The 13,096-nt window shown below is 68.6% G+C and carries 9 protein-coding genes; 4 read left to right on the top strand and 5 right to left on the bottom strand.

The features are described from left to right. Nucleotides 1-10 precede the first annotated feature (10 nt). Complete coding sequence (locus WME73_RS10890; RefSeq protein ID WP_437915619.1) at nucleotides 11-1,156, top strand: IS91 family transposase; 1,146 nt, start codon at nucleotides 11-13, stop codon at nucleotides 1,154-1,156. A gap of 343 nt (nucleotides 1,157-1,499) precedes the next feature. On the opposite strand, the gene WME73_RS10895 is transcribed toward WME73_RS10890, so the two are convergent. The 4 genes from WME73_RS10895 to WME73_RS10910 all read right to left on the bottom strand — a co-directional run bounded on the left by WME73_RS10895 (nucleotide 1,500) and on the right by WME73_RS10910 (nucleotide 6,444). Then, nucleotides 1,500-2,642, bottom strand: coding sequence for an HNH endonuclease (locus WME73_RS10895; protein ID WP_437915620.1), 1,143 nt, complete (start codon nucleotides 2,640-2,642; stop codon nucleotides 1,500-1,502). A 462-nt stretch (nucleotides 2,643-3,104) separates the two neighbouring features. After that, on the bottom strand, nucleotides 3,105-4,136 hold the full coding sequence (locus WME73_RS10900) for an AraC family transcriptional regulator (protein ID WP_437915621.1): 1,032 nt from the start codon (nucleotides 4,134-4,136) through the stop codon (nucleotides 3,105-3,107). Between the two features lie 119 nt (nucleotides 4,137-4,255). After that, nucleotides 4,256-5,509 carry a hypothetical protein gene (locus WME73_RS10905; RefSeq protein WP_437915622.1) on the bottom strand — a complete coding sequence of 418 codons (1,254 nt, stop codon included), beginning with the start codon at nucleotides 5,507-5,509 and terminating at the stop codon, nucleotides 4,256-4,258. A 449-nt stretch (nucleotides 5,510-5,958) separates the two neighbouring features. Continuing rightward, nucleotides 5,959-6,444 (bottom strand): hypothetical protein, encoded by a 486-nt coding sequence (locus WME73_RS10910; RefSeq protein WP_437915623.1) that lies wholly within the window; start codon nucleotides 6,442-6,444, stop codon nucleotides 5,959-5,961. Between WME73_RS10910 and WME73_RS10915 the strand changes: the two genes are divergently transcribed. Next, nucleotides 6,434-8,215, top strand: a complete 1,782-nt coding sequence (locus WME73_RS10915) for a 2OG-Fe(II) oxygenase (protein ID WP_437915624.1) — start codon at nucleotides 6,434-6,436, stop codon at nucleotides 8,213-8,215. The two genes, WME73_RS10910 and WME73_RS10915, sit on opposite strands and share 11 nt — an antisense overlap. A 487-nt stretch (nucleotides 8,216-8,702) precedes the next feature. Then, nucleotides 8,703-10,265: an RtcB family protein gene (locus WME73_RS10920; protein ID WP_437745404.1), complete on the top strand. Its 1,563-nt coding sequence runs from the start codon at nucleotides 8,703-8,705 to the stop codon at nucleotides 10,263-10,265. 79 nt (nucleotides 10,266-10,344) lie between these two features. Here the strand turns inward: WME73_RS10920 and WME73_RS10925 are convergent, their stop codons facing one another. Further along, nucleotides 10,345-12,009 carry a glycoside hydrolase family 43 protein gene (locus tag WME73_RS10925; protein ID WP_437915625.1) on the bottom strand — a complete coding sequence of 555 codons (1,665 nt, stop codon included), beginning with the start codon at nucleotides 12,007-12,009 and terminating at the stop codon, nucleotides 10,345-10,347. 563 nt (nucleotides 12,010-12,572) lie between these two features. Here WME73_RS10925 and WME73_RS10930 point away from each other — a divergent pair. Beyond that, nucleotides 12,573-12,992 (top strand): hypothetical protein, encoded by a 420-nt coding sequence (locus tag WME73_RS10930; RefSeq protein ID WP_437915626.1) that lies wholly within the window; start codon nucleotides 12,573-12,575, stop codon nucleotides 12,990-12,992. Nucleotides 12,993-13,096: the final 104 nt, after the last annotated feature.

Below are 13,096 nucleotides of genomic sequence, written 5' to 3' on the forward strand. Positions count from 1 at the left end.
GCCCCGAGCTATGCTCCGGCTCGCCGAGGTGGTGCGGCGGCACGGTCCAGCGTACACGGAGCGCCATGGCGCATCCATTGTACCAAGTCATGTGCGAGCCGTAAAGTCCATTCTGCACTGCCGCATGCCGACCATGGGCGGCCATGTCGCGGCGTGCCCGCAGTGCGGGCGCGAGCGCGTTATTTATCACTCGTGCCGGCATCGCGCGTGCCCTCACTGCGGACACGACACGACGACGCGCTGGCTTGTCCAGCAGCGCGAGCTTCTCCTGCCGGTCCCGTACTTTCACGTCGTGTTCACGCTCCCCGCCGAGTTGCGGCAGCTCGTGCGCTCGCATCAGACGGCGCTTGTGCCGGTGCTCTTTCAGGCGGCGTTCGAGTCGCTGGCGCGCCTGTGCGCCGATCCGCACTTCCTCGGCGGGCGGATCGGCGCGCTCGCGGGGCTGCACACCTGGACGCGCACCCTCGAATGGCATCCCCACGTCCACCTGCTCGTGCCGGGCGGCGGCCTCACGCCCGACGGCCACACCTGGCGCGCTGCACCGCCGCGGCGCACGCACTACCTCGTCCCGGTGCGTGCGCTCTCCAAGCTCCTTCGAGGGCGCTTTCTTCACCGCGCAGGGCGCGCCCTGTCCACGGTCGCCGTTCCCCAGATCACATGGAGCAAGTCCTGGGTCGTTTTCGCCAAGCCGGTTGTGCAAGGCGCAGAGAAGGTCCTCGAGTACCTCGGCCGCTACGTGCACAGGACGGCGATCTCCGATCAGGGTCTCGTCGGTTTCGACGACCGCACGGTGCGCTTCCGCTACCGGGACAGCCGGGATCATCGGCGCAAAACCATGACCCTTCCGGCCCACGAGTTCCTCCGCCGCTTCCTCCAGCACGTACCACCCAAGGGACTGCATCGCGTCCGCGCCTTCGGCCTGCTCCATCCGGCGCACCGCGACACGCTCCAGCTGCTCCAACTCTTGCTGACGCCGCGGCAACGGTCCGATTCGCCCACGCCGGGGCCGCGGACACGGCCGCGCCTCTCGTGTCCGCATTGCGGGGAGGGGTCCCTGGGCCTCGTGCGCCGCCTGTCTCCGGCGGAGTGCATCGCGCTGGCCAACGCACTCGCCGGCGATTCCCTGGTGCACCCCCCTGCGCGTGCGCCATCGTAGCCCCGGCGCTCGCGGCAGGAGCGGTGGAGCCATGACCTTCCCGCTGGCATCCCACGGCAAGGACGCCCCGCGCGTTCTTAAGCACACGTGCGCGCATGACCCGAAAAACATCACAATCGCCGCCTCTCAACCCCGCCGACACCGCCTGTCCGCGGCCATGAACCCCCCGCAGATCCTCGCTCGACCCTCCACACACCGCCCTCGCAAGGGGGCCGCCGTGCCTCCGCCGGCGTGAAATCCCCGGTCACCTGCTGCTGCCGTCCGGGCGGGTTTGTTCAACCAGCGTTTTAACACCGGTCGGAGCGCCGCTCCGCCGCCGCGAATACTCCATTTGTTAGCCAGTCTACAATGATAGGCGAAAGTCTTCGAGCTTCTGGCGCACTAATAGCTCAGCCTCACGACCAGCTACCTTCGCTAGAACCATGGTTTCGACGTCATTGTCGTCAAGAAACAAGACTAGCTTGCGCTGCGAGATCCAGGCTTCGCGAGCTGCGCCCCGCGCGTTCTGGGCGGGCGCGCATCGGGATACAATCAATGAAAATAATCCGGCGCCGTGCGCTTTCAGATAGTGTGCTACCTGCAGGACGTCGCGCTTTTTTACACCGGTCGTGTAGTTCTTCGCATCCACGACGACGAAATCGGCAGCGTATTGCTGACGCAGAAAGCACCAAAAGCCGGCATCCGCATAGTTCGGAAAGACGTAGTCTCTCCGGTTCTCCTTGGTCGCGTCAGCGCTCTCCGCTGCGGGCATCTGAAGCGGGGGACAAAAAAGATGAGTCAACAGGCGGCCGACGAGCTGCTGGTACAGCGACCATGCCGGTTTGCCGCGAGCGCACGACTTCAGCTCCTGCAAGATCAACTGCTCTGGCGACGCTCGAGCCTGAGCGGCAGCGTGTTCGCGAATCAAGGTAGCCGCAACAGACTTCCGGTCCGGTGGAAGAAAGCTGCCGAAGCGCGTTGCAATGTCCGACAAGGTCCAGACCTCAATGCCCGAGTCGGTGAGGCGCCTAAGGTGTTCCGCCGGCAGGTCGCTTGCGAGGGCAAGGACGGTCACGGCACCACCCCCTCTGAGGGCGAGCATCTTGCCCTTGACCTCTTCTAATCTGGGCGTGGTGAGTCCACCCAACTTGCATTCAATCCGAATCGGCTGCCACGCGCCGCCAGCACGACGTTCACCGGAAATGTCGACTTCTCGCAGTGTGCCGTCGTCAGCGGGTACGACGGTATGACCCTTCACATTGCGGTACTCGGGATGTGTCGACAGAAGCCCCCGTAGAGTCTCCTCGAAATCAAGGTACCGCACCCTGCCGTCAAGCGCCCGATTGCAGTTCGCACACACGCTAACAAGATTCGAGGCTGCGTCCTGGCCGCCCATATGATGAGGAATGATATGCGCGATCTCAAGCGGAAACCGACGGCCGCACACGACACAGACGTTGCCGTCTCGCTCAAAGACTTTATTCCGAAGATTGGTAGGGATGCGCATGATGGTGGCCTGGCCAACGAGTAGTCAACTGGTCAACCGAAGTCGGCGGACCAGGTCTGTCTATTCGAGCGCCTTTGTTGACCTCTCGCACGGAGGATCTCACCAGCGGCGCTGCACCGCAAGTCCGAGTGCTGTCCAGCGTCGTAGGATAGATCCGTCTAACGCAGGCGGCGGTCGCAGCCTTTCCGCGGTGCCGGGGGGCGCCTGTGGGGGGGCGCCGTGGACCGTGCGGGAGCGGGGCGGCGGGCGGCGTCCGCGAGACCACGAGGTGCCAGGGCGCCACGCGCGTGGCGATCGGCGGACCGAGGGCTGTGCACTAACTACGTGGATCTCGGTCGTGCCGGTGCCGGTCGAGCTCTTCCTGACTGCGATGAGATCACGGGACCGGTGAGCTCGAACGACGCGACGAACAAGTCGAAGGTTGCATCAGTCTGGTGCGCCGCTGCTGGGCGCCGGTGACGTTCACGTCCCGCGGTCGGCCGCAGCCCCCCTCGCGCCCCGGAGCTCGCGCGGAGGGCAGCCGAACCAGCGCCGGAACGCGTGGCTGAACGCCGTCGTGTCCGAGAAGCCGAGCCGGAGCGCCGTCTCGGTCACGCTGCTCCTCGCCAAGAGGTCGGCCGCGCGGTCGCGGCGCACCTCCTCGACCAGCTTCCGGAAGCTCGTCCGCTCGATCTGCAGGCGCCGGCGCAGCGTCCGCTCCGTCGTGCCGAGGGAGCGAGCCACGTCGTCCAGCGTCGGGATCCCGCCCTCGGCGCTCGCGAGCGCGCGGGCGAGCTGGTGCCGCACGCCGTCCGCGCTCGACGGCGGCGCGAGCTGCTCGCAGAGGGCGCTCACGCTGCGACACAGGTACTCCCATAACCTCTGGTTCGCGCCCGCAGGCACCATGTCGAGGACCTCGCGGCGGAACACCATCCCGTCCCAGGGCGCGTCGAACCGCACGGGGCAGCGGAAGAACTCCACGTGCGCAGTCCGGCGCGGCGGCGCCGCGTGGCGGAAGCTCACCTCCAGCGGCGTGAGGTCGTCGCCCGCCATCTGTCGCAGACAGCCGAGGTTCTGCGCCAGCGCTGTCTCGTTGGAGAGGCGGTGCCCGAGCGTGAGCGGCCGCAGGCGATGCCACCGCACCTCGGCGCGCTTCCCGCTCTCGATCGCCTCCCATCGGCCCGAGTCGGTCAGGAGCGCGCTGTACCGCGCCGCGGTGTCGAACGCATGGCGGATGGAGGGCGCGCTCATGATGGCGAAGCCGAGAACATGCAGGTCCTCCACCGTCGCCCGCTGCGCGACGCGGATCGGCAGCGACGGGTCGTCCAGCGTCTGACCCAGATAGGTCCACAGATCGAGCAGCCGGTCGATCTCGATGCGCCGGTCGGGATCGGCGGCGAGCGACGGCAGGCGCGCGGCGCGCTCCATCGCGCCCAGCCGGATGCCGTCGCGGAGCCCGAGGTCGACGACCAGCCTGGCCACGGACGTCATCACGGTGGGCAGCGGGCGGTGCATGCGCCCGGGATCATGCAGGATCCGCACCGGTGGTCGCTCGCCGGTGTTCGCCGCGGCGCGAGCGCGCGGCGGGGCGAGCGCGCTCTGACGCGCCGATCAGGGCGCAGGCACCGCGGGCGTCAGGGGCTGGTGAAGCCGAGGAGCCCGTGGCCGACGAGGAGGGTCGTGATGTTCGGAGGCAGGGAGGCGGCGTTCGCGGGGCCCGACCATCCTTCGCGCATCAGCGCCGTCCGGATGCGCGAGATCGGGGAGACCTGGTGGGCCTCCTGGAGCAGCTTCATCGCCTCCGCCGGGATGGTCAGCGTGCCATCACCTCCCAGCGCGACGCATTGAATCTCGACCTGCTTGCGCGCGGGCGGGGGCATCGCGAAGGGCGACGCGCCCTCGACGTCGCCGTCCGTGCTGGTGAGGCGCACGACCGTGGCCTGCGCCGGCCCGCAGCTGCCCCCCGGGCCGCCGCAGCCGAGCGTCAATGGGCTGCCGTCGAGCGGCACCGCGACGAGGGCGGCCGCCGACGCCGTGTCGGGCGTGAACGCCTCGCCGGCCACGATCGGCGCGCTGTCGGGGAAGTCGAAGGCCATCTCGCCGCCGGGCGAGATGCCCACGACGACCTCGTCGCCGCCCTCGATCGGGTCGACGGGGTTGTTCGGAACGGGCCCCGCCCCGGCGAGCACGGTGTACTCGGCCGCGAAGGCTTCCTCCGCCGCGCCCTGGTTGACCACGATCGCCGTCGTGCTCGACTCCACGGCGACGATGGGGAACGCGCCCTGGTTCTTCGCGTTCGCCGCGCCGGTGACGCGCAGGTAACGGCCGACATCCGCTGCGGAGAAGGTCGCGCCCTCGATCGTGTAGGCCGCGGTCCCCGTCTGCCCTGGAGCGACGCTCGCCTGTCCTGCCCCCGTCGACGTCGGGCACGCATAACCCGAGCCAGCAAAGCGGCACGCGAGGGGCCCGCCTTCGAGGCCGGCAATCGTGATCACCCCCTGATCCGTCAGCGCAGGCGGCGGATTGTCCTGCGTGTCGTAGACCCACGCCCTGCACCCCTCGATCTCCCCGGGCATCTGCTCGTAAGCGGGAGGCCTGGAGGGGGTGAACAGGACTTGCACCGTGAGGCCGTGGCCCGCCTGCGGAGCGCCTTGAATCGATACATCCTGGATCGAGATGATCCCGTTGTGCGTCGCGACCGGGCAGCGGACCGAGCCGCCTTCACCGGAGCTCGACGAGCCGCCTTCACCGGAGCTCGACGAGCCGCCCTCGCCGGGGGCCGACGAGCCGCCTTCACCGGAGCTCGACGAGCCGCCCTCGCCGGGGGCCGACGAGCCGCCGTGCCCTGCGCTCGTCGAGCTGCCGCCGGCGCCATCATCATCCGACATGGGGCAGCCCCCTGCGACCGCGAGGGTGGTGGCGAGCGCGAGGGCCATTGAGCCCCTCCTTGAATTTCGCGAGAGTTCCATTCGACCGATCATGGCTTTGAGCCTCCACGCGTCCGGCGAGGCGCGACGCGCGCCTCCGCGGCTGGACATGAGGCAGATGTAGCGATCGGCCCGATGGGCTGCTTGGTCGCGCCGGCCAGGGAGTTGGTCCAATCGGCCAATGAATCGGCTCGCGACGCGCTCCGGCTCTCGACGGTGACCTCGCGAGAGGCCCCGCCGCTGCGCCCTCTCTCGACGTCCTCGAGGGGGCCAGCGCGTCCGGAACGCGGACAGGACGAGGACGCCCGCGGAGCGATACGCGATGACGAGCGCCGTCTCGTTGCTTCGAACGCATTGTCTTCGGGTACTGCAAATTCTCATGCCGGCGAAAGAAAGATCGCTTTTTGATGTCATTCAGCGAATCCGCGCGGCCCGCTCGCTCCGTTTTTCTGGTGCAGAGCCCCATTGCGCTGGTGAACGGTCCATTTGGATATCCGAAGCGTCTGGGGCCGTGGTATGCGTCCTTGGCAGGAGACGCCCACTTGCAAGCTGGTCTGTTGAAGGAGATCGCCACGGCGCTCGCCGCCGTCGAGCCGGAAGGCACGTTCGCAACGGAGCTCGGGTGCAGCGGCGAGGATCTGCACATCGAGGTCGAGGGGGTCGGCCCCATCCGCTTCCCGATTTCCGCCGCCACCGCGCGAAAGCTGTGCTCCGTCGCCCGTCCGGCCCCGTTCGGCCGGCGCGACAAGACCTTGCTCGATACGAGCGTGCGCGACAGCTGGGAGATCGGCCGGCGCCAGCTCAAGATCGACACGCAGCGGTGGCGGCGCACCCTCGCTCCGAAGCTGGCGCTCGTCCGTCAGCGCCTCGGGCTGCCCGAGGGCGGTGAGCTCCACGCCGAGCTCGACAAGATGCTCGTGTACGGGCCCGGTCGACGCAGGCTACCGGATCTCCCTCACGTACCACCTCCTCTACCGCGGGGCAGCGGAGGCTCGCGCGCCGCTCTGCCGCGCCGCGATCGAGCCCATCGAGGCGGGCATCAAAGCCTACCTTTCGACGCCGATCTCGCTGCCGTACGCGCAGTCTCCCCCACGGCGGCCGGACCGCTTGATCTACCTCCTGGACCACGAGTACACGCGGAAGAGCCTCGGATGGGGCCAGCTCAAGAATGCGGATCGGCTGCGCGCCTCGGCGCTGCAAGAGGTCGCCGAGCGCCTCGATTGCGAGGTGTACCTCGCGCTCGCCGACGTGCACGAGAGCTGGTCGTGCGAGGGCGCCTGGGATGACTACGGTGATCGCTGGCGCGGCGATCGCGGTCACGACGACGATCCCGAGGGGGCCCGCGACGCGGACGAGCACGACCTCATCGATCTCCTCGATACAGATGTCGTGCTTCGCCACTGGGTCGGCCCGGATGGGCGGAGCGCGCCGGGGATCGCGACCATGCGGGCGGGCGACGATGTCTGCTTCACGAGGGCCTCGAGCGAGATGGCGCCGTTCAAGTCCGAGCACGAGGGGTACATGGGCAACTACGGGAACACCGTGGACCGATGGTATCATCGGGCCGCCGTCGTGATGTGGCCGCGGGATCTGGCCTTCGAGGTGCGCGCGAAGCTCGCGCCGTCATGGGCCGTTGACGAGCTCGCCTCCCACGTCGAGGCGGGCAGGGCGGACGAGGCCCGCGACAAGGCGAAGAGGCTCCTGTCCTCCTGGCATCCGGCTGCGTCGGACGAGCTGAGCGAGGCGTTTTTCAAGCGGCTGATCGAGGTATCGGCGGCGCTCGGCGACGCCGATCTGGCCCTCGGGCTCGTCTCGCCCTCGGGCCCGCATCGGTTGAGTCCCGGCGTGGTGCCCGCCTTCGTGGCCCTCGTCGAACGCTACGGCTTCTCGTGGTCGAAACAGGTCTTCTCCGCGTGGGCCGAGCGCGCGCGCTACAATACCCCGCCCTGGCTCTCGTTCCTCCCCCGCCTCGGCGAGGCGCTCCGGGCCGGCGGAGAGCACGGCAAGGCGCTCGCCGCGTGGGTCCTCGCGCGCGAGGTGGCCTCGCTCGTAAAAGGCTGCAAGGGCGCGCTCCTGTTGCCGGAAGCCGTCAGGGAGGCCAGCACCGATCGACTCCTCGACGATCTGCTCTCGTTGCTGGAGACCGCCGCCGCGATCCGGGCGCCCTCCATCCGCGACGACCTCATCGCCTCCCTCACGGCGCCCGAGTCGGCGCTGCCGCTCATGACCGCCGGCGCGCTGTTGAAGAGGTGCCGGGAAGGGCGCAAGCCCACCGCGGTGCAGGCCCTCGGGCTGCAGGCGCTGGTCCGCCGCGTCGAGGCCTTGCTCGAACGAGCCGTCGCGGCGAACGCGCGCAGCGCGGACGACTGGTCGATCGAGCCCCCGCCCGGGTGCTCCTGTGCGCTGTGCAAGGTGCTCGCGGCGTTTCTGGTCGATCGAGCCCAGGTCCAGCTCGCGTGGCCTCTTGCCAAGGAACGGAGGCGGCACATCCACGGTGTGATCGATGCTCACGGCCTGCCCGTCACCCACACGACGCTTCGCCGCGGAAGCCCCCAGACGCTCGTCTTGACGAAAGAGAAGGCTCTCTTCGAGCGCGAAGCCGCGCTGCGGGCGCAACAGAGCGCGCTGCTTACCTGGCTCAAGAAGGAGCGCGGCGCGTTCGGTTGACCGATCGATCTGGCAAGGACGCCGGGACACTGGCTAGCACACCTGCCGCGGATTTCTCTCCGAGACGCCAGGGCTTGAGCTGCTCCGGTGACGACGGTTTCGATTGGGCCGATAACAACGAGGGTAGCGGGGTAGCCATCGAACGAGAATGCGCGCTATGGCGAGGCGGATCGTCGTGGGCGAATCGCCGAAGTGCCGCTCAGGCCGCGACGTCGATCGCGTGGGCTGAAGTCTGCCGTCCTTGCGAGGGGGGAGAGACCGGCGACCAGCGTCACGAGCGCATCCGTTCCTGGGCGTTGCGCGTCCCGCTGGCAGGTCGGATCAGCCGAGCCGCTTGACGACCGGCGTTCCTCGTTTATAGTCAGCCCCGCTGCTGCGGTGTGCGATCCCCTCGTTCGCGCGCCGGGTCCAAATCGGGGGAGAGTGAGCCGCGGCCCCGTCGCGTGATCGCGTCGGCCGTGTGCGTCTTCGTGGATTGGACAGCAGCATGGTTGGCAAATTGCATCTCGATGCGGTGGTGCGTCGCCTGGATGGCGCGACGGCCCGCATCGACAATCCGTTCGGTATTCCGATCACCCTCGTGGCCAGGGAGGATGTCGTCGTCGAGGCCGACGGCATCGAGGAGCTCCTCCGGTTCGCCTCGCTTGAAGGCACGCTCCGCGATCTTCAGACCTGGGAGAAGGCCGGCAGGATTGCCCCGTTCTGGGGCGGCACAGCCGGCGAGATCCGCTCCATCGTGCTCACGCCCGACTTTCACAAGGGCGCGGGCATCCCCGTGGGCACCGTCGTGGATGCCCGCGGGTTCGTGGTGCCGCAGGCCGTCGGCAACGACGTCTGTTGCGGCATGCGCCTGCTCGCGACGGACGTGGACCGGGACGAGCTCGCGCCGCACATCGGCGCCCTGAAGCAGCGGCTCCGCGCGATCTTCTTCCAGGGCCAGCGCGATATCCCCATGTCGCCGCGCCAGCGCGCGGCGATGCTCCGTGATGGCCTGTCCGGGCTGCACGAGACGGCGGCGGACAACGCCCGCACCGGCCTGTGGGTCCACTACGATCCTCGCGCCCAGCGCGCGGATCTCGATCGTGTGCACTTCCACGGCGGGCTCCCCGCGCGTGGGACGTTCGCGTTCGACGCGTACATCCAGGCGTCGGGCCGGGCGGACGGGCGTGACATCCAGATCGGCACGGTCGGCGGCGGCAACCATTTCGTCGAGATACAGGCCGTCGACGAGCTGGTCGACGGCGCGACGGCGCGCTCGTTCGGGCTCTCGAAGAACGCCGTCACGATCATGGCCCACGCGGGCTCCGTCGGGCTCGGACACGCGGTCGGCGGCTATTTCAACGAGCGGGCCCGCGCGCTGTACCCCGCGGGGATGCCCCATCCGGCGCACGGCTTCTATGTGCTACCGGCGGTGGGCCCCCACGCCCACGAGGCCTCCGTCTACCTCGACGCGATGCGGAACGCCGCGAACTTCGCGTTCGCGAACCGCCTCTTCCTGGGCCTCATGGTGGTGCGCGCGATGCGGGAGGTCCTTGGCCGTCACGTCGCGAGCACGCTCGTGTACGACGCGCCGCACAACCTCATCTGGGAGCCCGATGGGGCCGAGCCGCGCTACCTGCACCGCAAGGGCGCGACGCCCGCCGGGGGACCCGATGGCGAGGGCGGAGCGTTCTCGTACACCGGTGACCCGGTGATCATCCCCGGCTCGATGGGCGACTCGAGCTGGGTGCTCGCGGGCGCAGGGCACGCGGCGCTGCTCTCGAGCGCGTGCCACGGCGCGGGCCGCTGCCTCACGCGCGGCCGCTCCGCGCATGCGGACGAGGACGTCTACCGGCGCGCGGTCGAGAAGCTGCACGTCGTGACGCCGCTCGACCCCGACGCGCCCCACGTGCGGCGGCGGCGCGACATCCTCGCGAAGTACCACCAGCGGATGAAGGAGGAGGCGCCGTATGCCTACAAGCCCATCACGCCGGTGGTGCGCTCCGTCGAGGAGGCAGGGATCGCGCGGCGCGTGGCGCGACTCTGGCCGCTCGTCACGGTCAAGGGATAGGGAACGCGATCGGAACGATGGTTCCGATCGCGAGCGGGTGCCCGAGCTGCGCGGGCTCCTGGTTCCACCTGCCGAACGACTACCGGCGCCGACGCCCAAGAACGAGCGCAGAAGCGGCCAGCCAGAGAGCGGCGGCGAGTCCGCCGCCCCCGGTGCTCGCGCCCGTCCGGCAAGCGCACGAGCCGTCTGCGTCGTCGCCGGTCGCGTCGTTCCCACCGGAGGGTCCGGCGCTGCCGCTGCTGCCCGAGCCGGCGGAGCCGGTCGTTCCGCCGGTGGCTCCGGTGACCGAGCCGCCGCTGCCCGAGGTCGTGCCCCCGGCGTCGGCGCTGCCGCCGGTGCCCGAGGGCGCGCCCCCGGCGCCGTCGCTGCCACCGCTGCCGCCCGCTCCCTGGTCCGAGCCGCCGGCACCGCCTCCGCCGCCGTCGCCCCCGTCACCCGGCATGGTGGGTCCGGTGAACCGCCACCAGTTGAACTTGAAGAGGTCGCCGCCGCCACCGACGAACTTGAGGAACAGGTCGTGTTTCCCGCTGCCCCCGCTGACCGCACAGGTCTTGGTGGTCCAGGACGACGCGCCCGAGACGTCACACGTCCCGAGCAGCGTGCCGTTCTGACTGTCGAGGCGGAGCTCGATCTTTGCGTCGCTGGCTGTGGACGATACCCGCGCCTCGAAGGAGGTCACGCCGTCCAGGAAATCGACGTCCTTCACCTTGATGTAGTCGCCGTTGCTGATGGACGTGACGTTCATGCCGGCGCCGGTGTCGGTGCACACCTCGGTCTTGAGCCCGGACGAGAAGGCGATGGTCTCGGCCTCGACTTGCTTGAACGGATTCAGCGTGTCGACGGCGGACGGTCCGTTCGTGGACATCATGATCCTCGGAATGCTGCCGTCGGCGCCGTAGGTGAACTCCTCCACGCAGACCGAGCGCTTGAAGTCACTGCCGCCCGGCAATGCGCTGTTGTGATAGAAGAAGTACGAGTGCCCCTTGTAGTCGACGATGCCGGCGTGGTTGGTGAAGGTTCGGCCAGCGCCCATGATGTCGCCGCGGACGGTCCAGGGCCCGGTCGGGCTGTTGCTGGTCGCGTAGCTGATCTTCTCGGTCCCGGCGATGGCGGCGTAGACGAGGTAGTACAGCGACCCTCGCTTGTAGATCCACGGCCCCTCGGTGAAGCCACTCAACGGCACCTCGGTGATGCTTCCCGAGGTGCTGATCATGTCCGAGTTCAGCTTCACGTGCCGGAGCTTGGCATTCCCCCAGTACATGTGGGCCTGTCCATCGTCGTCGACGAACACCGTCGGGTCGATGTTGCCGCCTCCGGGCGCCACGGCCAGCTCCTTTCCCAGCGGGTCCATGAACGGGCCTGCAACATTGTCCGATACGCCAACGCCGATCCTCGCGCCGGTGTTGTTGTTCAGCGGCACGTACAGATAGTACTTGCCGTTCCTGGCGATACCCTGCGGCGCCCACGCATTGTCGGTCCCCCAGCGGAAGGTCTTGTAGCCCGCGGGCGAGCCGTGGTCCGTCCAGTTGACCATGTCCGTGGTGGAGTACAACCTCCAGTCGTTCATGGTGTAGAAGTTGTTCACCGTGACGTCCTCGTCGTGGGACGTGTAGAGGTACAACGTGCCTTCGTGCACCATGGGAGCGGGGTCGGCCGTGTAGAAGGTCTGCACGATCGGGTTGTCCGCCCGAGCGGGGGACGGAATCGCGGCGACGAGGCCCAGCGCCATCGCCGACAGGGTCATTCTTCTTGCTCGGTAGAACGTTGTGTTTAAGCGCACGTTGAATCCTCTCGCGAGCGAAATTGCCGGCGCTCCGCACCCCTGGTGCTGACTCGACGGAGGCGCCATCCGATGAGCGGGCAGCCCGCGCAAAGGCACGCAGGACGACCCCCCCAGGGCAAAGCACAAGTAGACGCTTTCGAAATGTGAACGATCACATTTCTCGTGTCAAACCCAATCGACCGGCCCGAGCGGGATCCTCGATCCAGAAGGGAGGACAGCGCTGGCGGGCTCTTCCGGCGCGCCGCGTCGTGGGGGGGGGGCGGGCGCCGGACCGCGGTGATCGCCGGCCCGATGCGCTCGATGCCGGCCTGCACACGGACGGCTGGCGCTCGATGCCGCAGGCGGCCGGCACCCTGGGTATCGCCTCTTGTGCGCGGCCACTCGAGCGCGCGCTCTGGCCGCGCTCTGGCCAAGACCTCGCCCCGTCATCGGTCGATTTGGATTGACGTCGCGAATGTGAACGATCACATTTCGAGCTGCGATGGGGGGTTGAGCTTGCCTTTCACCGGACCAGGAGACGCCAGATGTCGATAAGCAGGAAGCTGATGGGGGCCATGATCATGAGCGTCAGCATGGGCTTTGCCGGCGGCTTTGCGAGCGCAGCATGGGCCGCGGGCGGGACGGCGGACGTCCCCGCATCGGTCGCCGAGGGGAAGGATTTCGGCTGCGGCGCAAAGGGACAGAAGGCCTGTCCGATGCAGGGCTGGATGAAGTCGGTGATGCAGTCGGCGACCACGAGCGGCGACGGCGCGAAGATCGCGTCGGCGCTGGACTATGTGGCGTCGAAGCCGCCGCCCGGGATGCCGAAGTGGGTCGCGATATCGAAGGACGGCGCGGAGAAGGCCAAGAAGGGCGATATCGACGGCGCCAAGGCGAGCTGCAAGGCCTGCCATGATCTGTACAAGGCGGAGTACAAGGCGAAGCACCGTGACGCCGCCTTCTGAGGCGCCGCGCCCTGCTCTCGCCTTTGTCAAGCGACAGTAAAACTGGCTCTCCCGCGATCTTGCGTGCGGCACGAGGCGGGCACGCTCGTGCTGACCCCCGAAGC

The sequence above is a fragment of the Sorangium sp. So ce302 genome, assembly GCF_051530145.1.
Taxonomy (GTDB): domain Bacteria; phylum Myxococcota_A; class Polyangia; order Polyangiales; family Polyangiaceae; genus Sorangium; species Sorangium cellulosum_B.